Source organism: Herminiimonas sp. CN (genome assembly GCF_000622895.1).
Classification (GTDB): Bacteria; Pseudomonadota; Gammaproteobacteria; order Burkholderiales; family Burkholderiaceae_D; genus AVCC01.
This window is the reverse complement of the sequence record NZ_AVCC01000051.1, coordinates 1-23527: the sequence shown is the minus strand read 5'-3', so window position 1 is coordinate 23527 and position 23527 is coordinate 1. Positions and strand designations below refer to the sequence as shown.

The window sequence follows — 23527 nt, the reverse complement described above, 5'->3', positions numbered from 1 at the left end:
TAATACTTACACCACGCCCTGATCGATCATCGCGTCGGCCACCTTGCGGAAACCGGCGATATTCGCGCCCAGCACCAGATTGCCGGCCTGGCCGAACTCGGCGGCAGTGCTGCTGACAGTCTGGTAGATGTTGTTCATGATCGCGTGCAGGCGGCTGTCGACTTCCTCGAAAGTCCATTGCTGCATGCTGGCGTTTTGCGCCATTTCCAGCTGGCTGGTGGCCACGCCGCCGGCGTTGGCTGCCTTGCCCGGGCCGTAGCTGATGCCGGCAGCCAGGAACTTGTCGATTGCGCCCTGGGTCGACGGCATGTTGGCGCCTTCGGAAATGCAGCTGCAACCGTTTTTCAGCAGCGCGACTGCATCGGCTTCGTTCAGCTCGTTTTGCGTGGCGCTCGGGAACGCGGCGTCGCACCGCACCGACCAGATCGGATTGCGACCGGCCGGATAGTCGGCTGCGGCGGTGTAGCGGGCCTCCGGATGGCGCTGCGCATACTCGGAGAGCGACGCGCCTTCGACTTCCTTGAGCTGCTTCAAGGTTGCCAGGTTGATGCCTTGCGGATGATGGATCATGCCGCGCGAATCGCTAACGGTGACCGGCGTGGCGCCGACCTGCTGCAGCTTTTCGACCGTGTAGATGGCGACATTGCCGGCGCCCGACACCACGCAGGTCTTGCCTTCCAGCGTCTGGCCGATGGCGGCCAGCATGTTCTGGGCGAAATACACGGCGCCGTAACCGGTTGCTTCCTTGCGCGCCAGCGAACCGCCCCAGTTGATCTTCTTGCCGGTGAACACGCCGTCGTAGCGGCCGGTGAGGCGCTTGTACTGGCCGAACATGTAACCGATTTCGCGCGCGCCGACGCCGATGTCGCCGGCCGGGATGTCGGTGGTGGGGCCGATGTGGCGGTACAGCTCGTTCATGAACGACTGGCAAAAGCGCATGATTTCGTTATCCGACTTGCCCTTCGGATCGAAGTCGCTGCCGCCCTTGGCGCCGCCGATCGCCAGTCCGGTCAGCGCGTTCTTGAAAATCTGCTCGAAGCCGAGGAACTTGATGATCCCCGCATACACGCTCGGGTGCAGGCGGATGCCGCCCTTGTACGGCCCCAGCGCCGAATTGAATTCGATCCGGTAGCCCTTGTTGACTTGTACCTGGCCCTTGTCGTCGATCCACGCGACGCGGAACATGATCTGGCGTTCCGGCTCGACGATGCGGTCGATGATGTTGTGCTTCTTGTATTTGGCATCCTTATCCAGCAACGGACGCAGCGACATCAGGACTTCTTCGACCGCCTGGTAGTACTCGATTTCGGCCGGGCCGGTGCGCTTGAGTTTTGCGATGGTGTCTGCGACGTAGGGCAAGATACTTCTCCAGTAAGAAGGTGGAAAGAGTGCTACAGAAATGAATCCGTGTTGGCGTCTGCCCCCAGCCAACCCGATCGGCTGGCTGCGGCCACCCCGCTTGTGATGGGATAGCGCAAGACTGCGTGATGCTGTCAGCCTAAAATTTTATGGTAGCGCACGCCCATATACCTAGCGCTAATTCAGGCCGGCCGTCAGCCCGGAAACCACTCAAATGAAATTTGTCTGGAGTATGGCAAATAATGCATGATTTGCCGCATGAAAAACCTGCGACTTATAAAAATACGGTCTGCAGTATTTTTCTGAAAAAGCCGGCGCTCAGTTGTCGATGACCTTGCGCGCAAACAGGTCCAGATAATCCATCAGGGCTTCGGCGCCGCTGATGGCGGCCTCGGGGTCGCCGTTGGCGATTGCCGTAGCCAGCAACATGTGGCATTTGGCGGCGGCATCGATGTCGCCCTCGTGCTGGAACGCGTACCAGAAGCGGCGGCATTTGATCACTTGCGGGATCACCGCCGCCACCGCCGACGGATTGCGGCAGGCCTGGTGGCTGACATGGTCGAGCCCCTGGTCGGCCTGCATATAGGCTTGCAAGTCGTTTTTCCTGGCGGCGGCGACCATTTTCTTCGCATAGCTCAGGATCTCCTTGCGCTGCTGCGGCGTGGCGCGCCGGGCGGCGCTGGCGGCGATCAGGCGCTCCAGCGCACGGCGGGTTTCGATCAGGGTCAAATGCTCGGCCAGCTCGATGTCGCTGACGATCAGGCCGCGCCGCGGCAGCTGCACGATCAAGCCGTTGGTCGACATCCGCATCAGCGCCTCGCGCAGCGGCGTGCGCCCGAGGCCGGTCGCCTCCACCAGCTCGGCTTCGACAATCGGCGTGCCCGGCTTCAGCTGCAGGGTGACGATCATGCTTTCCAGCATGTCGTAGGCGACATCGGCGGCGCGCTGCTTGGGCGCGGCCGGCTTGCTGCTTGAATTTGTTGCTGAGTCTGCTGCTGTCATTGCATCTGCTGCTTTTAAGAAATTTTATGGCATTGCGCCCACAAAAAAGAATGGAGCACTTGGCGCTGCTCCATTCTTTACTTTCAGGCAGTTACATTTGCTTCAGATTAATAGCTGGCCAGCGGAACCGGCACCCCATTTTTGAAGGTGTAGACGGTCACCGGCGACTGTTTCATGTTGCCCTTGTCATCGTAGGAATAGGTGCCGGCCACGCCTTTGTACGACATTTTGTACAATTCATCGCCGACTTTGACCGGATCAACCGATTTTGCCTTTTGCATCGCTTCGCCGATGAACATCAGCTGATCGTAAAACGACGCCGCATACACATCGGGGTTCTGGTTGTAGCGCTTCTTGTATTTTTCCTTGAAGGCCGGGCCATTGGCCACCTTGTCCAGGATGGTGCCGCCTTGCGCGCACAGCACGTTTTCTCCCACTGCATCGCCGCCGAGCTTGCCCATTTCCGGGCTGCACAAGGTATCGCCGCCCATCAGCTTGACGTTCATGCCGAGCTGCTTCATCTGACGTGCCATCGGCGCGCCTTGCGGTGCATAACCGCCGAAGAAGATCACATCGACTTTCTTGGCCTTCAAACTGGTCAGAATCGAGTTAAAGTCGGTCGCCTTGTCGGTGGTGAATTCCTGCCCGAGAACCTTCAGGCCGGATTTCTTGGCGACCTTGATGAATTCTTCCGCCAGCCCCTGGCCGAAAGCGGTGCGGTCGTCGATCACGCCGACGGTCTTGGCCTTCAATACATTGGCCGCATACACCGCCATGCTGGAGCCGACTTGCGAATCGCTGGCGATGATGCGGTACAGATCCTTGTAACCGCTCTGCGTGACCTTCGGATTGGTGCCCACAGTCGACATCATGACGCCGGCTTCGCTATACACGCGCGAGGCAGGAATCGCCACCCCGGAACAATACGGCCCCATCACAAACTTGACGCCGCTATCGACAAATTTTTGCGCGACGTTGACGCCGGCTTTCGGGTCGCACTGATCGTCTTCCGACAACAGTTCGAACTTGATCTGCTTGCCGCCGATGGTCAGTTTCTTGGCATTCAATTCTTCCACCGCCAGCCGCACTCCGTTTTCATTGTCCTTGCCGGCAAAGGCATTGGCGCCAGAGAGCGGGCCGGTTACCCCGATCTTGACTACCTGCTCCTGCGCGTAAGCGCTACCGGCCAAAGCCAATGCGATTGCGCCAGCAATTGGAAACATTTTTGGTATGAATTGCATGTTGTCATCCTCATAAAAAGTGAAAAACGGGTTTTGCCCGATTGACTTGCCAGACTTGCCATACGTGCGGTCTGCGCCGCTTCTTGTTTCAGCCATTGAATTGATGCATGGACGCTCACTTATACCTTATGCCGCGCACATCATCAACTTGCAGTGCAATACGCTTGCAACCCGCATCGAGTCCGGGCCTCAGACAGTTTCGCCAAGCCAGAATAGCACCTCGCTAATATATTTACAATATATCCAAATCATTTTAAAGTGTTATATTAGCCGCTCGCAAGCAAGCCATGCCGGCCCGCGTGGCCGCTCTCATTACCCATTCCTTACCAGGAGATTTCCATGCAAACCCACGGTGTTTTCGTTCCCATAGTCACCCCGTTCGATGCCGACAACAAGGTTGACCTCGACGCCCTCAGGAAACTGGTCGAGCGCTGCATCGAGCAAGGGGTGGCCGGCATCGTCGCCTGCGGCACCACCGGCGAGTATTACGCGTTGAGCGAAGAAGAGCGCCAGCAGGTGCTGAGCTGCGTGGCGCAAGTCGGCCGGGGCCGCACCGCGCTGGTGGCCGGCGCCAACGCGCTGTCGACCCAGGGCGCGATCGAGCGCGCGCAGCAGGCGGCCGCACTCGGTTTTGATGCGCTGATGCTGTCGGCGCCCGCATACAGCCTGCCTAGCCAGGCCGAGGTGGTGGCGCATTTCCGCACGGTGGCCGAGGCCAGCGCGTTGCCGATCATCATGTACAACTTCCCGGCCCGGATCGGGGTTGAAATCGGCTTCGATGCAGTGGTCGAACTGAGCAAATTGCCGAAGATCATCGGCATCAAGGAAAGCAGCGGCAACTTCAGCCGCGCGTTGGCATTGATCAAGGCCGATTTGCCCAATTTCGACGTGATTTGCGGTTGCGACGACCAGGCGGCGGACTTCCTGTTCTGGGGCGTGCGCGGCTGGATCAGCGGCGGCGCCAATGTATTCCCGGGCGAGCAGGCGGCGATGATCAAGGCCGCCGACGCCGGCGACTGGGAGCTGGTCAAGGCCCAGATGAGCGCGATGCTGCCAGTGATTCAGGCAATGGAATCCGGCGACTACAACCAGAAAGCCAAGCTCGGCTGCCGCCGCCACGGCATCGATGTCGGCGCGGTGCGCCAGCCGCTGTTGCCGCTGTGCGCCGCCGATGCGCAAGCTTTCAATGCGCTGGTGGACCAGTTCGATCAAGCCAAACGCTAAGGAGATGCGGCGAGCCGCATCCCCTCACTTGCAGTGCGCGTATCCGCTTGCAAGCGGATACCGTTCTGTCGGCAGATGGCATGCCATCTGAAACCCCAGCTTCACCCCCGGCCCTCTCCCGCATGCGGGAGAGGGTGAGAACGGAGCAGGATGAAATCAAGACTTCATCCTGCCGAATCAATAAGGAAATGCCATGACCGTCAGCAAGGAAACCATATTTGCCCAGGCGCGCGCAGGCCAGTTGTGGGCCGGGCACCTGATCCCGGGCCATCCGGAAGCGCGCGCGCGGCTCGACAACACGACCCCAATCGACAATAGCGTGATCGGCCAGATCGCCGCCGGCAGCAGCGCCGACATCGATGCGGCGGTGACAGCCGCGCGGCGCTGCTTCGAAGCCGGAGAATGGTCGCAACGGCCGCCGGCCGAGCGCAAGAAAGCGATGTACGCGTGGATCGCGCTGCTGCACCAGCACGCGGAGGAACTGGCCGCGCTGGACTGCATCGACGCCGGCAAGCCGATCACCGAATGCATCAATACCGACCTGCCGGCCACGCTCGACACCTTCAGCTGGTATGCGGAAGCGATCGACAAGTGCTTCGGCCGCATCGCGCCGACCGGGCCCGGCGCGCTGGGCCTGATCGTCAAGGAGCCGATCGGCGTGGTCGGCGCAGTGTTGCCGTGGAACTTCCCAGCCCAGATGTATGCATGGAAAGTCGCGCCGGCGCTGGCCGCCGGCAACTCGGTGGTGGTCAAGCCGGCCGAGCTGACATCGCTGAGCGCCTACCGGATGACGCAGCTGGCGCATCAGGCCGGCATTCCGGCAGGCGCGCTGACGCTGGTCACCGGCCTGGGCGAAGCGGTCGGCGAGCCGCTCGGGCGCCATCCGGATGTCGACATGGTGTCGTTTACCGGCTCGACCGAAGTCGGGCGCATGTTCCTGAAATACTCGGCCGAAAGCAACCTGAAGGAAATCGTGCTGGAATGCGGCGGCAAGAGCCCGCAGCTGGTGTTCGAGGACACGCCGTTGGACGAGATCATCAGCCATGTGCTGGCGGCGGCGTTCTGGAACATGGGCGAAAACTGCAGCTGCGGCTCGCGCCTGATCGTCCACAGCAGCATCAAGGATGCGTTGCTGGCCAAGCTGAAAACCGCGCTGGCCGGCTGGAAAGTCGGCTTGCCGACCGATCCGTCGGTGCAGATCGGCCCGCTGGTGGAACAAGCCCACTTCGACAAGGTCAGGGGTTTTCTGGACAGCGCGGCAGCGGAGGGCGCGACGCTGGTGCACGGCGGGCGCATCCACAGCGAACTGGGCAGCGGCTGGTACGTCGAGCCGACCATCTTCGATGCGGTCACGCCGGACATGCGGCTGTTCCGCGAAGAAGTGTTCGGCCCGATCCTGGCAGTCAGCACTTTCGAGACCGAAGCCGAAGCGATCGCGCTGGCCAACGACAGCGCATACGGCCTGGCGGCGTCGCTCTACACCCGCGACGTCAAGCGGGCGCAGCGGGTAGCCGGGGCGCTGCGCGCCGGCACCGTGTCGATCAACGGCTTCTCCGAAGGCGACATCACGACCCCGTTCGGCGGCTACAAGCAATCCGGCTTCGGCGGGCGCGACAACGGCATGGAAGCGTTCGAGCAATACCAGCAGACCAAGACCATCTGGTACGTCAACTAAAAAAACGGCCGCATGGCACTGCAAACGGGGACCAGGCGCCAGCGCGCTTGCTCCCCGTTTTTGCAATAAACATACTCGATTATGTATATTTATTTATCACAATGAAAACGTGCTGAAACTGCCATGTTTTTAAAATTTAATGTGGAGTATATGCAATACGCGGTCTGTTGCTAGAATCAGGCCCACTTCAAAACGCAGGCAACTCCATGCATCCAGATCCCGAAGCGACGCGGCAACTGCTGTCGCTGCACATCGATAACGTGTTTTTTGCCGAACCTCTGTTCGATGCGCTGCCGGATGTGGTGTTTTTCGTCAAGGATGCGCAGGGCCGCTACCTGGTGGTCAATCAAACGCTGGTGCGGCGCTGCGGCCTGAAGCAGAAAGCGGCGCTGCTCGGCCGCACTGCCGCGCAGGCATTCCCCGGCGCGCTCGGCAGCCGCTATCAGGAACAGGACCGGCAGGTGCTGCTGGAGGGGCGCGAGATCCGCGATCAGCTGGAGCTGCACCTGTATCCGGACCGCGATCCCGGCTGGTGCCTGACCCACAAGGTCGCGCTGCGCGACAAAGCGGGCAACATCGTCGGCCTGGCCGGCATTTCGCGCGACCTGGCGATGCCGGACCACGCGCATCCGGTCTACGGCCGCATCGCGGCCGCCGCGCACTTCATCCATGCCCATTACGGGCAGGCGATCGGGCTGGCCGATCTGGCGCGCATCACGGGCCTGTCGACAGCCCAAATCGAGCGCTACTTCCACAGGATTTTCAGCCTGACGCCGCGCCAGATGATCATCAAGGCGCGCCTCGATGCCGCCTCAAAAATGCTGGCCGATGCATCCGGCGCCGGCAGCGTGACCGAGATCGCGCTGGCCTGCGGCTACCAGGATCACAGCGCGTTCACGCGCCAGTTCAAGGCCACGGTCGGCATGACGCCGAGTGCATACCGCGCGATGCATAAAGAATAATTACTCTTGACTGTCGGCGGCAATCAGGCTGCCAATGCGCGCCGGCGTCAGCGGAACCCGCACCGAATCCTGGCTCCAGCCGTACAGGAAATCGGTCGCGCCGCCGCAGATGCGGCCCTGGCACGGCCCCATGCCGCAGCGGGTGTGCAGCTTGGCGCTGCGCCAGCTCGCATGCTGCTGCAAGTCGCGATGCCGGACATCCTCGCAGCGGCAGACGATGGTGTCCGGATCGGCCAGCTGGCGCAGTTCCTCGCGCAATGCGAAAGCCCTGGCCAGCCGGGCGGCAAAGCCCTGCCAGCGCCGGCGCCCGGCGACATGCCGCGCCGCCTGCGCCAGATCGCCGACCGCCGCTAGGCCGGCGATGCGGCCTTCGGCCAGCGCCAGATCGACGCCGCCGATGCCGGTGCCTTCGCCGGCGCAATACACATCCGCCACCGAGGTCTGCTGCCAACGGTCGACCTGTACCGCACCATCGGCGATCGTGCAGCCGAGTGCGCCGGCGGTTTCGGTATTCGGCAGCAGGCCGAAACCGCAGGCGAGGTAATCGCAGGCGATGCTCTGCTGCTTGGCGCCGATCTGCAACAGCACCTGCGTCAAATGTTCGTCGCCTTCGGCGCGCAGCACATGGCTGTGCATGTGGTACGGAATCCCGGCCAGTTCGGCACGCAGGCGCAGCGCCTGCAACAGCTTGGCCGGGGTGGCCGGCAGCGCCAGCGCGAAGCGTGCCACCTGATGCAACGGCGCCTGCTCGACTATCGCAAGCACCTGCGCGCCGCGCTGTTTCAGTGTCGCGGCAACCGCCAGCAGCAGCGGGCCGGAGCCGGCCACCACGATGCGCTTGCCGGCCACCGGGTAACCGCCCTTGGCCAGCGCCTGGATGCCGCCGGCGCCGGTCACGCCGGGCAGGGTCCAGCCGGGAAACGGCAGCAGCCGTTCGCGTGCGCCAGTGGCCAGGATCAGCTTGCGGTAGCCCAGCGTGAAGGCGGCGTCCGGAGTTTCCACCAGCAGCGCGCCGGGAGCCGATGGCAGCAGCACCTTGGCGCCGTTGAAAAACCGCACATTGTTTGCCTGGCTCAAAGCCGACCAGAGTTGCGCGGCGCGGGCGTCGCTGCTGTGCTGCGGGCCGCCGCGCCAGATCTGGCCGCCTGCGTGCGGATTGTCGTCGATCACGGCAATGGCCGCGCCGCTGGCGGCGACAGCATGGGCCGCAGCCAGGCCGGCCGGGCCGGCGCCGATGATCACGATCTCGAACTGCTGCTTCATGTGATTTCCTTGTACGGCGCGGTCCAGACCTGCATCTGCGGCGCGCACGGCGTCTGGCAGGCCAGCTGGTGCGGCTGGCCGTCGATGGTGACGCGGCATTCCTGGCAGATGCCCATGCCGCACAGCGGTGCGCGCGGCATGCCGGTGACCGACAGCCGCGTCACCGGATTGCCGCCGATGGCAATCGCTGCAGCCACGCTGGTGCCGGCCGCCACCGTCAGCGGGCGGTCGTTGATGAACAGGGTAATGGTTTCAGGGGCGATGGCGTCAGGCATGGGCGGGGGCCGTGTCAATGATTGCGGGAAAGCGCGCCGGCAGATAGGGCAGGATGTCGATCGCGGCCGCTTGCGCCGTGATCTGCGCCGCCAGCAGCCTGGCGCTGGCCAGCGCGGTGGTGATGCCGAGGCCTTCGTGGCCGACCGCCAGCCAGACGTTCGTGCGGTTCGGCTGCAACCCGGGGTGCGGCCCGAGCAGCGGCAGGCCGTCCGGGCTGGCGGCGCGCACGCCGCTCCAGCAGCGGATCGCCTTCAGCTGCGCCAGCTGCGGCACGAACTGCGCGGCGTGCGCCAGCATGCGGCTGACCATCGGCAGATCGAGCGTCGTATCGCTGCGGTCGAACTGGCGCGAGGAGCCGATCAGCAGCTGTCCGGTCGGGCGCGGTTGCAAATTGAACGCAACCGAATCGCCGCTGCCTGCATGGGCGCTCTTGATGTAGCCCAGCTCGACCAGCTGATGGCGGATAAAGTCCGGATAGCGCTCGGTGACGACGACATGGCCCTTCTTCGGCTGGATCGGCAGCTCCGGCAGCAATTGCGCGCAGGCCACGCCGTTGGCGACCAGCACCAGGCCGGCGTCGATGCGCCCGCCGCTGGCCAGTGTCACGCCCTGCGCATCAATCGCCAGCACGTCATCGCTCAGCAATTGCGCGCCGCGCTGCTGCGCCTGTGCCAGCAGCAGCGCGGCGCTTTTGGGCGGATACACGATGGCGTCGCCGGCCACCCGCAAGCCGCCGGCCAAGCCGGGGCGCAGGTGCGGCTCAAGGCGGTACAGCGCGGCGGCATCCAGCAGTTCGCAGCCGATGCCGTGCGTGGCCAGGGTCGCCTGCTTGGCGGCGGCGGCCGCCATTTCCTCGGCGTCGGCGGCGATCCAGAGCGTGCCGCACGGGCTGTATTCGTTCTGCTGCTTTCGGCCGGCGACGAATTCGCGCCACAGTTCGAGCGAATAACGGGTCAGCGCCAGTTCGGCCGGATTGTCGTCCATCACCACCAGATGGCCCATGCCGGCTGCGGTGGCGCCGCCGCCGACCACATGGCGCTCGACGATGGTCACCGTCAGGCCGCAGGCCGCCAGTTCGGCCGCGCAGGCGGCGCCGACAATGCCGGCGCCGATCACCAGCGCATCCGGGCGGCAATTCAATGCGTTCAACGGATGCCCCAGGCAAACGGGTCGCGGTCGTCCAGCAGCAGCGTGGCTTCGGCATTCACATACGCGCGGCCGCGGATGCTGGGCAGGATCCGGCCGTTTTCAAGCCGGTAGCTGGCGTCGAACACGCTGCCGATGATGCTTTCCTGGTGCCAGATGTCACCTTCGGCCAGCTTGCCGTCGGCTGCCAGGCAGGCCACCTTGGCGCTGGTGCCGGTGCCGCACGGCGAGCGGTCGTAAGCCTTGCCCGGGCACAGCACGAAGTTGCGGCTGTCGATGCCGGGCGTTGGCGACGGCGCGAACAGTTCGATGTGATCGATCGCCGCGCCGTCGTCGCCGGTGATGCCGGCGCGCTCCAGCGCTTGCCGTACGCGCCAAGAAAAATCGGTCAGCGCCTCGATGTTCTGCGGCGCCAGCTGCAAGCCGTGCGCACTGACCAGGAAGAACCAGTTGCCGCCCCAGGCCACGTCGCCGACCACGCGGCCATGCCCCTCGACTTCGAGCGCCAGCGCCGTCCGCGCCCGGCGGGCGGGGACGTTGTGCACGGTGACGCTACCGTCGGCGTGCAGTTCGGCATCAACCACGCCGACCGGAGTGTCGATCCGGTGCCGGCCGGACTGGATCCGCCCCAGGTATGCCAGCGAGACGATGAAACCGATCATGCCGTGGCCGCACATGCCGAGATAGCCGACGTTATTGAAGAAGATCACGCCGGCCGCGCAGCCGGAGGCGTGCGGCTCGCACAACAGGGCGCCGACCAGCACGTCGGAGCCGCGCGGCTCGCACACCACGGCCGAGCGCAAGCGGTCGTGCTCGCGCTGGAAGCGCTGCAGACGCTCGGCCAAGGGACCGGCTCCGAGTTCGGGGCCGCCTGCCAGCACCAGGCGGGTGGGTTCGCCGCCGGTGTGGGAATCGATGATGGATATTTTTTTCATGACTCCAGATTAGCGCGTTGCCAGCCTGCAGTCTTGCCTGAAAATGTGCAATACCATGACGAATTGCGCATATTGGTCACATCCTGGGCGATCATCAGGCCAAATCGGGTCGCAAAGACAGCCTGTTCTTGACCTTTTTTATTTCTGTGCCGTAACATCCATATTTCCTATTCGTATAAACAAGGTTATTTTGCAATCCTCCCCGCTCGGCAATGCAGTGGCGCTCAAGTCACAGCTTGATATCCTCACGGAAGCTGCCGGCGATGCGGTGTTTCGGCTGGACGCCAATGGCATCATTCTGTCGGCCAGCACGCGTGCGCTGATATTGATCTCCGCGATCAATGTTATTAGCGGCCATTTCCTGACCGAATTCGTGCCGGAGCCGGACCGCGCTGCGCTGGCCGCGACCATCGCGCAAACGCTGCAGTCGCGCCAGCCTGCTCAGATCAAGGTGCATATCCACACAGATGCCGGAGTATTCTGGTTCGAGTTGCAACTGCTGGCATACCTGAACCCGCAACTGGAACCCGAAATGCTGGTAATAGGCCACGACATTTCATTGCAGAAAGCCAGCGAAGAACGCTTGCGCCACATATCCACCCACGACGCATTGACCGGTTTGCCGAACCGCTCGCTGGCATCCGACCGCCTGCAGGCAGCGATCATGGAAGCGCATCGTGACGCTAGCGGCTTTACCCTGATGGTGCTGGACCTCGACGGTTTCAAGAAAGTCAACGACGCCCTCGGATACACCGCCGGCGACGCCTTGTTATGCATTGCCGCCCAGCGCCTGCATGCAGTTTTGCACCCGGGCGACATGCTGGCGCGGACCGACGGCAACCAGTTCGCAGTCATGCTGCCGAACCTGGTCGCCCCGGCCGAAATCTATTCGCTGGCGCGCAGCATGATATCGGCGCTGCAGCGGCCTTTTGAAATCCAGGACCGCCTGCTTTACGTCAGCGCCTCGGTCGGCGCCGCATGTTATCCACAGCATGGCGAAACCGAAGCGCAACTGCTGGCGCACGCCGAAACCGCGCTGTATTGCGCCAAGGAAACCGGCAAGGCGCGCTGCATCATTTACGATCAGGAAAAATTCAATCGACCACCGCACGACGTGACGCTGGAAGCGGCCATGTTCGAGGCGGTCAAAAATGGCGAGTTCCTGCTGCATTACCAGCCTATCGTTGATGCAAACACGCGCCAGATCGTCGGTTTCGAAGCCTTGATGCGCTGGCAGCATCCGGAACTGGGGCTGGTGCCGCCGGTGCGCTTCATCCCGATGGCGGAAAACAACGGCCTGATCAACCTGCTCGGCGCCTGGGCGCTGAAAACCGCCTGCATCCAGATCCGGCAGTTCGAAAAAGCCGCCAGGCGGCCGCTGTATGTTGCCGTCAATGTCAGTCCGAGGCAATTCAGGAACGACCTGTTCCTGCAGCGGCTGGACGACGCACTGGATCTGTCCGGGCTGGATGGCAGCCAGCTACTGCTGGAAATTACCGAAGGCATCCTGATGTCCGACCCCGAACTCGCGGAAAACCTGCTGACATCGATACGTGCGCGCGGGGTGCGCATCGCGATCGACGATTTCGGCACCGGCTACTCGTCGCTGGCATATCTGAAGCGGTTTCCGATCTCGGTGCTGAAGATCGACCGCGCGTTCATCAAGGATGTACTGACATCGCCCAAGGATGCCGCCATCTGCAGTGCCATCATCAGCCTGGCCAGCCACCTGAATCTGTCGACCGTGGCCGAAGGCGTCGAAACCCGGCAGCAGCTCGATTTTATTGCGGCCCAGGGCTGCGGCCTGATTCAGGGTTTTTATACCGGGCGACCGCTGGACCCGGCAACCGCAATCGACCTCCTGCAGGCGCAAGCCTGACTGAATCACCCGTAAAGAACCGAATCAATGAGTATCTCCACTACGACGCCGGGCAATCTCGAACAGACGCTGGAATTGCTATGGCTGCGGGTGCGGGAACGCGGCGATCTGCCGGGTTTCTCCAAGGTCGTCAATGCCATCGTGCGGGCCATGCGCGGCGAAGAAGACCGCGAATTCTGCATGACCAGAACCGTGCTGTCCGATCCGGCCCTGACCCAGCGCGTCTTGCGGCTCGCCAATAGCGCGATGTATTCGGCCTTCGGCAGGAAAATCAATACCGTTTCGAAGGCGATCATGGTGCTCGGGATCGAATCGATCGGCCACCTGGCACTGGGATTGAAGCTGATCGACGACCTTTCGGCAGCCTCTTCAAATTCCGAAGAGGCGCGCGGCGAGATGGAAAAAGCGGTATTGGCCGGGTATATCGGGCGCCAACTGGCGGCATCGGCCACAACCGGCAATGTCGAGGAAGCGGTCGTGTGCTCGATACTGCACTCGCTGGGCCGCATGATGACGGTGTTTTACCTGCCCGATCTGTGGTCAAAACTGCAGCTGCGCCGCGCTGCCGCAGGACAGGACGAGACGCGGATGGTCGACGAGGTGCTCGGCGCGCAGTTCGACGAACTGGGCCGCCGGATTGCGCAGCACTGGGGTTTGCCGGAATCGCTGATCAGCTCCATGCAAGATATCTTGCCCAAACCATCGGGCGACCCCGTCGAGCACCGCGATCGGCTGGCTGCGCTATCGACCATGTCGTCCGGCTGCGCGCAGATACTCTGCAGCGACAGCCCGTCGGCGCCGGCTGCGCTGGCACAGATGGTCGACGGCTATGCCGGCATGCTGGGACTGGACGTTACGAAAGTCATGGCCGCAGTCGAAACCGTCCGCAAAAGCACCAACGACGATCCACTGTTCGTAAGCACAGGAAAATCCCTGAAACGCGCCCCAGGCAGCGGCGGCAACGCCGCTGCCTGGGGCAAGCCGGCCGATGCGGCGACGCTGCTGAGCGCCGGCGTGGCCGATCTGCGCGGCGTTTTGACCACTGCAAATAGCGCGCAAATGGTGGCAATGGCGCTCGAAATCATTTATCGCGGCTTGGGTTTCAGCCGCGCGATCTCTTTTCTGCGCAGCACCGACCATACCAAATATTGTGCCCGGCTCGGTTTCGGCGACGGCGTGCAGGAAATGCTGGCCCGCCTGGAATTCAGCAAAATCTATCAGCCCGATGTATTCCATGCGGCGCTGGCACACGACAAAATCACTTTTATCGAAAACACCAAAGCGCCGAATTTCGCCAATAAGCTGCCGCAGTGGTGGAAAGAAGCGCTGCCCACTGCCCGCAGTTTCATCGTTTTGCCGCTGACCGCAAACCAGCAGCCGATCGGCTTCATTTATGCCGATTGGGATGAATCGCTGGCACGCTACCGGCTCGACCCGATCGATATCATAGCCCTGAATGAATTGCGCATGATGATAGGAAAATCGATCGAAAGTCGGGCAAAGCAGCTCAGGGCATGATGTTGCACTCGTACATTTCTGCGCAAAAAAAGAGCATGTAAAAGTCTGCCAGGACTTGATATTGATTTCATACTAATGACAGTATATTTTGTATCCGCAGTGAATATAAGCGATAAAACCGATAAGACAGCTATACCCGCCATTTTAAATAAAACCGCCGAGATCAGAACAGAACCGCGCTGCGGGGCGCGGCGCGTGTGCGCACCATCCTGACGATCATCGAAGACGGGCAATAGCCCGCTGCAATATCCTGCCTATTTATTGGCGTTTACGCCATTTTCGTTGAGATGGCGGATGCCGGAGTGTAAAATCAGAAAATTGTTTCTGCATTCACTTCACACAGTGAGTTCCGCCAGCCCGGATATTATTTCATTTCGCGGGTTTGATGGCCGCACCGGCGGCCTTCTTCGCACGGTAGTCGGAGCGCGGTTGCCCATAGGCCCGACGCAAGCCACAAGCTGACGACACCATGAATGCGCTGAAACGCGGCAATAATTCTATTTACCCTTTGGAGAATTTTTCATGAATCAACCCACCATGAAAGGCGTGGCTGCAATCAATGCACCGGCCTTTGTGCAACAGCAAAAACTCATCAACTGGGTGGCCGAAGTCGCTGCCCTGACCAAGCCGGCCGAGATCGTCTGGTGCGACGGCTCGCAAGAAGAATATGACCGCTTGTGCGCCGCCATGGTCGCCGCCGGCACCATGAAAAAACTGAATCCGGCCAAGCGCCCGAACAGTTTCCTGGCCTGTTCCGATCCGTCCGATGTGGCGCGGGTGGAAGACCGCACCTTCATTTGCTCGGCCAACAAGGACGATGCGGGGCCGACCAACAACTGGATGGCGCCGGCCGAGATGCGCACCACGCTGTCCGGCCTGTTCGATGGCTGCATGCAGGGCCGCACCATGTATGTGGTGCCGTTCTCGATGGGCCCGCTGGGTTCGCCGATCGCCCATATCGGTGTCGAACTGACCGATTCTCCGTATGTGGTGGTCAACATGCGCATCATGACCCGCATGGGCCGCGCGGTGTATGACGTACTCGGTACCGATGGCGCGTTCGTGCCTTGCGTGCACAGCGTCGGCGCCCCGTTGGCGGCCGGCCAGCAAGATGTGGCCTGGCCCTGCAACAAGACCAAATACATCGTCCACTTCCCGGAAAGCCGCGAAATCTGGTCGTACGGTTCCGGCTACGGCGGCAACGCGCTGCTGGGCAAGAAATGCTTTGCGCTGCGCATCGCCTCCACCATGGGCCGCGACCAGGGCTGGCTGGCCGAACACATGCTGATCCTCGGCGTCGAATCGCCGACAGGCAACAAGCATTATGTGGCGGCGGCGTTTCCGTCGGCCTGCGGCAAGACCAACTTCGCGATGCTGATACCGCCGGCCAGTTTCAAGGGCTGGAAAGTCACCACCATCGGCGACGATATCGCCTGGATCAAGCCGCAGGTTGACGAAAAAACTGGCGATGTCCGCCTGTACGCGATCAATCCGGAAGCCGGCTATTTCGGCGTGGCGCCCGGCACCAACGAGAAGACCAACTTCAACTGCATGGCGTCGATGCGCGAGAACACCATTTTCACCAACGTCGCGCTGACCGACGATGGCGATGTCTGGTGGGAAGGCTTGAGCAAGGAAGCGCCGGCGCACCTGATCGACTGGCAGGGCCGCGACTGGACGCCGGCCATCGCCAAGGAAACCGGCGCCAAGGCCGCGCATCCGAACTCGCGTTTCACCGTCGCCGCGACACAAAATCCGGTCATCGATGCGGCCTGGGACGATCCGGCCGGAGTGCCGATTTCCGCCTTCATCTTCGGCGGCCGCCGCTCCACCACGGTGCCGCTGGTAACCGAGGCGCGCAACTGGGTCGAAGGCGTGTACATGGCGGCCACCATGGGCTCCGAAACCACTGCCGCCGCAGTCGGGCAAATGGGCGTGGTGCGGCGCGACCCGTTCGCGATGCTGCCGTTTACCGGTTACAACGTCAGCGACTACTTCCAGCACTGGCTCGATATGGGCAAGAAAATCGCCGCATCGTCTGCGCAATTGCCGAACATTTACTGCGTCAACTGGTTCCGCACCGATGCCGACGGCAAATTTGTCTGGCCCGGCTTCGGCGACAACATGCGCGTGCTGAAATGGATGCTGGACCGCATCGAGAACAGGGATAGCGCCAGCAGCGGCATCGAGCACATCTTCGGCATCAGCCCGCAATTTTCCGATCTGGAATGGGACGGCCTCGATTTCACCCAGGCCCAGTTTGATACCATCATCTCGATCGACAGGAATGCCTGGCTGGAGGAGCTCAAGCTGCATGCGGAACTGTTCGAAAAATTGCAGCACCATTTGCCGCCGGAACTGGATGCAAATCGCGTAGCGCTGGAAAAAGGACTGTCGGCCTGAGCCGCCTGGCGCAGTGCGGTCGCGTCAGCGGCCGATATTGCGCACTCCTGGAAATAAAAAAAAACCCCGTCAGGCAGTGCCGATGGGGGTTTGAACCATCCCTAAAGGGGTGGAGGAGACATTCGTTGGCGGGCTGCGCGATCACATAGCGGGATGCGGCTGACGTTGCACGGAAAGACCGTTTATCGCAGTGGCGCTGGCCGACGCCTCGGCAATTTGTGCCAGCGACAAACTGGCATCGCGGCCGGCTTCGAGAGCCGCCGGCGCCGCAAGCAGCGCAGCCAGACGGGAAACCGGCGCACCCAGCAAATACGCAAACGGAAATACTATCGGCCAGGAAGTCAGCCAGGCTTCCATCCATGCCGCATAAAAATCGGGGGAAAAGCCAATCCAGACCAGACGCAGGACCGCCGCCATTACCAGAGTAGCCAAACCCGTCATCAATAACGATGGCAACATCGATGCCAGACTGTTCGAACGCCGCAGCGCACGGCGCCTGGCTGGATAGGTCGCAACCGGCGTGCAGCCGAGGTAGTACGCTGCGGCGGGCATCAGGTGGTTGCTGCTGGTGTTCATCATGATGGTTATTTCCGTATTGGAATCAGCTGCGGTCTGAAAGGGCGCGCAATTCAGCCACCAGGTTAGGCGACAGGTCATCCCCGGAACTGGTCATCGAATGCAAGACCATCGCATTGCGGGAATAAGCGCGTGCCAGCCGCTGCTCCCTGCTCATGCCGGGCTTGACCGCCAGTTTCAGCGCCCGGTAAGTACCGGTCAGCAAGGGCCTGAAAATGGTTGCAAAAGCGGCCAGCAAACCGAAGCCGAGCGCAGCTTGCAAAGCGGAGGAAATCGACAGCATGGACATCAGGCACTCCGAATCAACGTATATAAGATTATTTCCTTGCATCAAACTATATTGCACTGCAATATATAAATCAAATTTCAAATTCCCATAACAGTTATACTTATTGTGAATATTTAAACGCTTGTTTATATATTAATTTAATAATAATAGAAACGCTGCCGCGACCGGATAACGGTTAATCACAGGTGGGTTGACCTGATACCGGCGCCGGATTTTTTCTCTGGCACCAATTTTCTTATGTAGATTTGGAAAAACCATGCGCTTTCTCTCTCTGGACCTGAATTTGTTGCGCGTTTTCGATGCGGTGATGTCCGAACAGAACCTGACCCGCGCCGCCAACCGCCTGTCGGTCACGCAACCGGCGGTATCGAATGCCCTCAAACGCCTGCGCGATACCGTCGGCGACGATTTGCTGATTCGCACCGCGTACGGCGTCAAGCCGACCCCGCGCGCCGAAGCGCTGTGGCCGGCAGTGCGGCGCGCGTTGTCGGATCTGGAAGCGGCGCTGATTCCGGAAGCATTCGACGTCAAGACCGCGCATCAGACCTTCCACATGGCGATGGCCGATTCGACCGCCGCGCTGTGGCTGCCGTCGCTGGTGCGCTCGTTCGAGCGCGAGGCGCCCGGCCTGGAAGCGCGCATGGTGCCGCTAACCACGCGCGAGCCGCGCCCGATGCTGATGCGCGGCGACATCGACCTGGCGGTGGGATTTTTCCCCGGCGTGGTGGCGCAAATGGAAGGCGGGCAGGGCGGCGATTCGCCGATCCTGCACCAGCGCCTGTATTCCGGCAAATACGTCGGCGTGATGCGGCGCGACCATCCGCTGGCAAAAGCCGAACTGACGCTGGACGCTTACTGTGCGGCCAACCATTTGCTGGTCAGCTTTTCCGGCCGCGCGCATGGCCTGGTGGATGAAGCGCTGACCAAACTGGGGCGCGAACGGCATATCTTGCTGACGGTAAACCAGTTCTTCACGGCCGGCCGGATCGTTGCCAATTCCGACCTGATCACGGTGCTGCCGCGCCACCTGATCGTATCGACCGGCATGGGCGACGAACTGATCCACAAGGAGCTGCCGTTCGAAACCCCGGATGTGCACGTCGACATGCTGTGGCACGAACGCGATGCGCGCAATCTGGCGCACAAATGGCTGCGCGAACATTTGTCCACCATGAGCCGGCATGAATTCGATTACGGCAAACTGAAATAACAACAGATCCTATACTAGGACCAGGTATGCATTAAAATCATTGCATACCTGCTCTTATTTAGTGCGATGCAATAAAATACTGTCGTTATTTAATAGGGAGCTTGGTGGAGTTCTTGACTTCCTCCATGACTGCATAGGTATGCGTTTCGCGCACGCCCTTGAGCTGCAACAGCGATTTGCCGAGGAATTCGCGGTAGGCATTCATGTCCTTGACGCGCGCCTTGACCAGGTAATCGAAGCCGCCGGCCACCATGTGGCATTCCTGCACTTCCGGTATCACCTGCACCCCGCGCTTGAAGGCGTCGAACACGTCCGGCGTGGTGCGGTCCAGCACCACTTCAATGAATACCAGCAACGCCACATCGAGCAATTCGGGATTGAGTTGCGCGGTATAGCCGAGGATGTAACCGGTTTCCTGCAGCTTGCGCACCCGCTCCAGGCAGGCCGCCGGCGACAGGTTGACGCGCGTCGCCAGTTCGACATTGCTGATGCGGCCATCGTTTTGCAGTTCCGATAGGATTCTTTTACTGATCTTGTCGAGCATGAGTGTCCGTAGCTGTCTTATAGGTATATATCGGTATATAAATAATATTCGGTGTAATTTTCCCATCAAATAGAAAATTTTGATAGCGCCTGCAATTACCGGAATTAATGCGCATCAATCCCTCCTACAATCAAATCATATTCCGCCACTGTCACGAGCAACTGGCGGCTTTTCCATTTTCCTTCTTTGATTGCGCCAGAACATGACTCCTGCCATCACTTCCGCTGCCAATGCCGCACCGTTTGCCGCGTTGCAAAATGAAATCCTGCGCGACCCGAGTCCGCTGCGTTCCGCCATCACCGCCGCCTACCGCAAGGACGAAAGCGTCGCGGTGCAATGGCTGCTGTCGCAAATCAACATCAGCGACGCGACCCAGGCCAAAGTGCAGGCGCTGGCGCGCACGCTGGTGCAATCGGTGCGCGAGAAGCGCACCCGCGCCTCCGGCGTGGATGCGCTGATGCATGAGTTCTCTCTGTCGTCGGAAGAGGGCGTGGCGCTGATGTGCCTGGCCGAAGCGCTGTTGCGGATTCCCGACAGCCAGACCGCCGACCGCCTGATCGCCGACAAGATCAGCAAGGGCGACTGGCGCCGCCATCTGGGCGAATCGCCGTCGCTGTTCGTCAATGCCGCCACCTGGGGCTTGCTGGTGACCGGCAAGCTGGTCGGCACCAGCAGCGAGCAGGGCCTCGGTTCGGCCCTGACCAAGCTGATCACCAAGGGCGGCGAGCCGCTGATCCGCAAGGGCGTCGATCTGGCGATGCGCATGCTGGGCAACCAGTTCGTCACCGGCCAGACCATCGATGAAGCGCTGAAGAACGGCCGCGACAACGAAAAGCGCGGCTACCGCTATTCCTACGACATGCTGGGCGAAGCGGCGCTGACCGCAAAAGACGCCGCCAATTATTACGCCTCCTACGAAACCGCGATCCACGCGATCGGCCGCGCCTCGAACGGGCGCGGCATCAAGGACGGCCCCGGCATCTCGGTCAAGCTGTCGGCGCTGCATCCGCGCTATGCGCGCGCCCAGCGCGAGCGCACCATGACCGAACTGCTGCCGCGCCTGAAAAGCCTGCTGCTGCTGGCCAAGCAATACGATATCGGCCTGAATATCGACGCCGAGGAAGCCGACCGGCTGGAACTGTCGCTGGACCTGATGGAAGCGCTGGCGTTTGACCCCGACCTGGCCGGTTTCGACGGCCTCGGCTTCGTGGTGCAGGCGTACCAGAAGCGCTGCCCGTTCGCCATCGATTACCTGGTCGATCTGGCGCGCCGCAGCGGCCGCAAGTTCATGGTACGGCTGGTCAAGGGCGCGTACTGGGATGCCGAAATCAAGCGCGCCCAGGTCGACGGCATGAACGGCTACCCGGTGTATACCCGCAAGGTGTACACCGATGTCTCGTACCTGGCCTGCGCGCAGCGCCTGCTGGCGGCGACCGACGTGATTTATCCGCAATTCGCCACCCACAATGCGCTGTCGCTGTCGACCATCTACACCTGGGCCCAAGAACAGAACGTCACCGATTACGAATTCCAGTGCCTGCACGGCATGGGCGAAACCCTGTACGACCAGGTGGTCGGCAAGGACAACCTGGACAAGCCGTGCCGCATCTACGCGCCGGTCGGTTCGCACGAAACCCTGCTCGCGTATCTGGTGCGCCGCCTGCTGGAAAACGGCGCAAACTCGTCGTTCGTCAACCAGATCGTGGATGAAAACGTATCGATCGACTCGCTGATTACCGATCCGCTGGCGCTGTCGAAACAATTGGCGGGCGCGGCCCATCCGAATATCGTGTTGCCGCTGGACCTGTTCGGCTTCGAGCGCAGGAATTCCGCCGGGGTCGATTTCAGCAACGAGAACGCGCTGCGCGAGATCGGCGCAGCACTCGGCCAGTTCGGCCGGCATCAATGGCAGGCCGCGCCGCTGCTGGCCGGCGCGGTTACCGCAACGCAAACGCAGCCGATCCTGAATCCGGCCGACCATCGCGACACCGTCGGCAACGTGATCGAAGCCAACGGCGTTGACGTCGAAACAGCGCTGGCCGCAGCCAGCGCGTTTGCGCTGGACTGGCAGACCACGCCGCCGTCGCAGCGTGCCGCGATACTGTGGCGCGCTGCCGACCTGCTGGAAACCCATCACCTGGAACTGATGGCGCTGGCGATCCGCGAAGCCGGCAAATCGCTGCCGAACGCGATTGCCGAAGTGCGCGAAGCAGTCGATTTCCTGCGCTATTACGGCGCCCAAGTTGCCTCCGGCGTCAACAACCTGGCGCTGGGGCCGGTGGTCTGCATCAGCCCCTGGAATTTCCCTCTTGCAATCTTCGTCGGCGAAGTCAGCGCCGCCTTGGCCGCCGGCAACGTGGTGCTGGCCAAGCCGGCCGAGCAAACGCCGCTGATCGCCCAGCGCGCAGTGCAGTTGCTGCATGAAGCCGGTGTTCCACGTGGAGCATTGCAATTCCTGCCGGGCCGCGGCGAAACCGTCGGCGCCGCGCTGACTTCGGATGCGCGCAGCCGCGGCGTAATCTTTACCGGCTCCACCGAAGTGGCGCAGATCATCAACCGCACGCTGGCGCAGCGCTCGGTGGCCGAATCCTGCGATATTCCGCTGATCGCCGAAACCGGCGGCCAGAATGCGCTGATCGTCGATTCCTCGTCGCTGCCGGAACAGGTGGTGCAGGATGCGATCGCATCGGCCTTCGATAGCGCCGGCCAGCGCTGTTCGGCGCTACGCGTGCTGTGCCTGCAAGCCGATATCGCCGACAAGACGATTGCGATGCTAAAAGGCGCAATGCAGGAATTGCGCGTCGGCAATCCAGACCGGCTCGCAACCGACATCGGCCCGGTAATCGATTCCGAAGCGCAGCAAAACCTGCTGGCGCATATCGAAAAAATGCAGGCCAGCGCGAAGGATTTCTATCAATTGCCGTTGCCGGCCGAATGCCAGCACGGCACCTTCGTCGCGCCGACCGTTATCGAAATCGGCTCCTTGGCAGAATTGCAGCGCGAAGTGTTCGGGCCGGTATTGCACGTACTGCGTTACCAGCGCAGCGCACTGCCGCAGCTGATCGATGCCATCAATGCCACCGGCTACGGTCTGACCCTGGGCGTGCATTCGCGCATCGATGAAACCATCGACTTCATCGCCAGCCGGGCCCATGTCGGCAACATTTACGTGAACCGTAATATCGTCGGCGCAGTGGTCGGCGTGCAACCGTTCGGCGGCGAAGGCAAGTCCGGCACCGGCCCGAAAGCCGGCGGCCCGTTGTACATCAAGCGCCTGCAGCGCAATCCGGACGGCGCGCTAGGCGCTCATACCATCCATGAACCGGCCGCCACGGTGGCGGCAGACGCCTTCAGAAACCTGCTGAGCTGGGCCAAGAGCCACGGCCACGAACGCATCGCCGCCCTCGGCGAGCAATACGCCCACGGCACCCCGCTAGGCACCACCCTGGTGCTGCCGGGGCCAACCGGCGAGCGCAACACCCTGAGCTTTGCGCCGCGCGGCGGCGTGCTGTGCGCGGCCTCCGGTGCCGGTTCTTTGCTGAACCAGATGGCGGCCGCGCTGGCCACCGGCAATGCGGTGGTGGTCGCGGCGCAATCCGCCACCCTGATTCCGTCCGGCCTGCCGAAGCAAGTGCGCCAGCATATCCGTATCAGCGAGAATCTGGCGCAGGATGCCGGTATCGCAATAGCGCTGGTGGATGGCGCGCAAATCGCCTCCATCCTGCCGCAGCTGGCTGCGCGCAAGGGCGCATTGATTCCGAGCGTGGAAACCACTGAAACCGGCGCGATTGCCTTATGGCGGCTGGTGGCCGAACGGGCGCTCTGCATCAACACCACGGCTGCCGGCGGCAATGCCAGCCTGATGACGCTGGAAGGGTAATTGCCAGGCTGATTCAGACAGTTTTTGCTTAAAAAAGCCGCCGGATTAAATACAATCCGGCGGCTTTTTTTCGCCTTGAATCCAGGTTTTTCAAGTAGTTTAAAACTAAACATCGGAAGCGCTAAAAAATACCGTCATTGCAGGT

General features: G+C 61.6%; 18 protein-coding genes. 8 read left to right on the top strand and 10 right to left on the bottom strand.

Features of this window, described 5'->3' with window-relative positions:
- Positions 1-6 precede the first annotated feature (6 nt).
- The 3 genes from gdhA to HMCN_RS0111550 all read right to left on the bottom strand — a co-directional run bounded on the left by gdhA (position 7) and on the right by HMCN_RS0111550 (position 3602).
- Positions 7-1359 carry an NADP-specific glutamate dehydrogenase gene (gene gdhA / locus HMCN_RS0111560; protein ID WP_025917545.1) on the bottom strand — a complete coding sequence of 451 codons (1353 nt, stop codon included), beginning with the start codon at positions 1357-1359 and terminating at the stop codon, positions 7-9.
- A 318-nt stretch (positions 1360-1677) separates the two neighbouring features.
- Complete coding sequence (locus HMCN_RS0111555; protein WP_025917544.1) at positions 1678-2361, bottom strand: GntR family transcriptional regulator; 684 nt, start codon at positions 2359-2361, stop codon at positions 1678-1680.
- A gap of 107 nt (positions 2362-2468) precedes the next feature.
- Complete coding sequence (locus HMCN_RS0111550; protein WP_025917543.1) at positions 2469-3602, bottom strand: branched-chain amino acid ABC transporter substrate-binding protein; 1134 nt, start codon at positions 3600-3602, stop codon at positions 2469-2471.
- 339 nt (positions 3603-3941) lie between these two features.
- Between HMCN_RS0111550 and dapA the strand changes: the two genes are divergently transcribed.
- The 3 genes from dapA to HMCN_RS0111535 all read left to right on the top strand — a co-directional run bounded on the left by dapA (position 3942) and on the right by HMCN_RS0111535 (position 7463).
- On the top strand, positions 3942-4826 hold the full coding sequence (dapA, locus tag HMCN_RS0111545) for a 4-hydroxy-tetrahydrodipicolinate synthase (protein WP_025917542.1): 885 nt from the start codon (positions 3942-3944) through the stop codon (positions 4824-4826).
- 193 nt (positions 4827-5019) lie between these two features.
- Positions 5020-6501, top strand: a complete 1482-nt coding sequence (locus tag HMCN_RS0111540) for an aldehyde dehydrogenase (protein WP_025917541.1) — start codon at positions 5020-5022, stop codon at positions 6499-6501.
- Positions 6502-6707: 206 nt separating this feature from the next.
- Positions 6708-7463, top strand: a complete 756-nt coding sequence (locus HMCN_RS0111535) for a helix-turn-helix domain-containing protein (protein WP_035626805.1) — start codon at positions 6708-6710, stop codon at positions 7461-7463.
- On the opposite strand, the gene HMCN_RS0111530 is transcribed toward HMCN_RS0111535, so the two are convergent.
- The 4 genes from HMCN_RS0111530 to HMCN_RS0111515 are packed head-to-tail and all read right to left on the bottom strand — an operon-like array spanning position 7464 to position 11083.
- On the bottom strand, positions 7464-8726 hold the full coding sequence (locus HMCN_RS0111530; RefSeq protein WP_025917539.1) for an FAD/NAD(P)-binding oxidoreductase: 1263 nt from the start codon (positions 8724-8726) through the stop codon (positions 7464-7466).
- Complete coding sequence (locus tag HMCN_RS0111525; protein WP_025917538.1) at positions 8723-9001, bottom strand: (2Fe-2S)-binding protein; 279 nt, start codon at positions 8999-9001, stop codon at positions 8723-8725. The genes HMCN_RS0111530 and HMCN_RS0111525 overlap by 4 nt, the downstream gene beginning before the upstream one ends.
- The gene (locus tag HMCN_RS0111520) at positions 8994-10142 is read right to left on the bottom strand and encodes an FAD-binding oxidoreductase (RefSeq protein ID WP_025917537.1); all 1149 of its coding nucleotides are present in this window, start codon (positions 10140-10142) and stop codon (positions 8994-8996) included. Before HMCN_RS0111520 ends, HMCN_RS0111525 begins: the two co-directional genes overlap by 8 nt.
- Positions 10143-10147: 5 nt before the next feature.
- Positions 10148-11083, bottom strand: coding sequence for a 4-hydroxyproline epimerase (locus tag HMCN_RS0111515; RefSeq protein ID WP_025917536.1), 936 nt, complete (start codon positions 11081-11083; stop codon positions 10148-10150).
- A gap of 190 nt (positions 11084-11273) precedes the next feature.
- Here HMCN_RS0111515 and HMCN_RS0111510 point away from each other — a divergent pair, with 190 nt between their 5' ends.
- The 3 genes from HMCN_RS0111510 (at position 11274) to HMCN_RS0111500 (ending at position 16883) form a co-directional block, all read left to right on the top strand.
- On the top strand, positions 11274-12962 hold the full coding sequence (locus tag HMCN_RS0111510) for a bifunctional diguanylate cyclase/phosphodiesterase (RefSeq protein WP_238552126.1): 1689 nt from the start codon (positions 11274-11276) through the stop codon (positions 12960-12962).
- 27 nt (positions 12963-12989) lie between these two features.
- Positions 12990-14480, top strand: coding sequence for an HDOD domain-containing protein (locus HMCN_RS17665; RefSeq protein ID WP_035626800.1), 1491 nt, complete (start codon positions 12990-12992; stop codon positions 14478-14480).
- A gap of 522 nt (positions 14481-15002) precedes the next feature.
- The gene (locus HMCN_RS0111500; protein ID WP_025917534.1) at positions 15003-16883 is read left to right on the top strand and encodes a phosphoenolpyruvate carboxykinase (GTP); all 1881 of its coding nucleotides are present in this window, start codon (positions 15003-15005) and stop codon (positions 16881-16883) included.
- 141 nt (positions 16884-17024) lie between these two features.
- Here the strand turns inward: HMCN_RS0111500 and HMCN_RS18330 are convergent, their stop codons facing one another.
- Together HMCN_RS18330 and HMCN_RS0111490 are read right to left on the bottom strand one after the other, a co-directional pair.
- Complete coding sequence (locus HMCN_RS18330; protein WP_025917533.1) at positions 17025-17462, bottom strand: DUF2798 domain-containing protein; 438 nt, start codon at positions 17460-17462, stop codon at positions 17025-17027.
- Between the two features lie 22 nt (positions 17463-17484).
- Positions 17485-17748: a hypothetical protein gene (locus HMCN_RS0111490; RefSeq protein WP_051566931.1), complete on the bottom strand. Its 264-nt coding sequence runs from the start codon at positions 17746-17748 to the stop codon at positions 17485-17487.
- Positions 17749-18004: 256 nt separating this feature from the next.
- On the opposite strand from HMCN_RS0111490, the gene HMCN_RS17655 reads away from it, so the two are divergent.
- A complete protein-coding gene (locus tag HMCN_RS17655; RefSeq protein ID WP_035626797.1) occupies positions 18005-18958 on the top strand; it encodes a LysR family transcriptional regulator in 954 nt (317 codons plus the stop codon).
- 85 nt (positions 18959-19043) lie between these two features.
- Here the strand turns inward: HMCN_RS17655 and HMCN_RS0111480 are convergent, their stop codons facing one another.
- Positions 19044-19502 carry an Lrp/AsnC ligand binding domain-containing protein gene (locus tag HMCN_RS0111480; protein WP_025917531.1) on the bottom strand — a complete coding sequence of 153 codons (459 nt, stop codon included), beginning with the start codon at positions 19500-19502 and terminating at the stop codon, positions 19044-19046.
- 202 nt (positions 19503-19704) lie between these two features.
- Between HMCN_RS0111480 and putA the strand changes: the two genes are divergently transcribed.
- Positions 19705-23382: a trifunctional transcriptional regulator/proline dehydrogenase/L-glutamate gamma-semialdehyde dehydrogenase gene (gene putA / locus HMCN_RS0111475; RefSeq protein ID WP_025917530.1), complete on the top strand. Its 3678-nt coding sequence runs from the start codon at positions 19705-19707 to the stop codon at positions 23380-23382.
- Positions 23383-23527 lie beyond the last annotated feature (145 nt).

Coding starts and splice junctions, on each gene's coding strand:
- HMCN_RS0111555 (WP_025917544.1), bottom strand. CDS start 2,361: ATGACAGCAGCAGACTCAGCAACAAATTCAAGCAGCAAGCCGGCCGCG.
- HMCN_RS0111550 (WP_025917543.1), bottom strand. CDS start 3,602: ATGCAATTCATACCAAAAATGTTTCCAATTGCTGGCGCAATCGCATTG.
- dapA (WP_025917542.1), top strand. CDS start 3,942: ATGCAAACCCACGGTGTTTTCGTTCCCATAGTCACCCCGTTCGATGCC.
- HMCN_RS0111540 (WP_025917541.1), top strand. CDS start 5,020: ATGACCGTCAGCAAGGAAACCATATTTGCCCAGGCGCGCGCAGGCCAG.
- HMCN_RS0111535 (WP_035626805.1), top strand. CDS start 6,708: ATGCATCCAGATCCCGAAGCGACGCGGCAACTGCTGTCGCTGCACATC.
- HMCN_RS0111530 (WP_025917539.1), bottom strand. CDS start 8,726: ATGAAGCAGCAGTTCGAGATCGTGATCATCGGCGCCGGCCCGGCCGGC.
- HMCN_RS0111525 (WP_025917538.1), bottom strand. CDS start 9,001: ATGCCTGACGCCATCGCCCCTGAAACCATTACCCTGTTCATCAACGAC.
- HMCN_RS0111515 (WP_025917536.1), bottom strand. CDS start 11,083: ATGAAAAAAATATCCATCATCGATTCCCACACCGGCGGCGAACCCACC.
- HMCN_RS17665 (WP_035626800.1), top strand. CDS start 12,990: ATGAGTATCTCCACTACGACGCCGGGCAATCTCGAACAGACGCTGGAA.
- HMCN_RS0111500 (WP_025917534.1), top strand. CDS start 15,003: ATGAATCAACCCACCATGAAAGGCGTGGCTGCAATCAATGCACCGGCC.
- HMCN_RS18330 (WP_025917533.1), bottom strand. CDS start 17,462: ATGATGAACACCAGCAGCAACCACCTGATGCCCGCCGCAGCGTACTAC.
- HMCN_RS0111490 (WP_051566931.1), bottom strand. CDS start 17,748: ATGTCCATGCTGTCGATTTCCTCCGCTTTGCAAGCTGCGCTCGGCTTC.
- HMCN_RS17655 (WP_035626797.1), top strand. CDS start 18,005: ATGCGCTTTCTCTCTCTGGACCTGAATTTGTTGCGCGTTTTCGATGCG.
- HMCN_RS0111480 (WP_025917531.1), bottom strand. CDS start 19,502: ATGCTCGACAAGATCAGTAAAAGAATCCTATCGGAACTGCAAAACGAT.
- putA (WP_025917530.1), top strand. CDS start 19,705: ATGACTCCTGCCATCACTTCCGCTGCCAATGCCGCACCGTTTGCCGCG.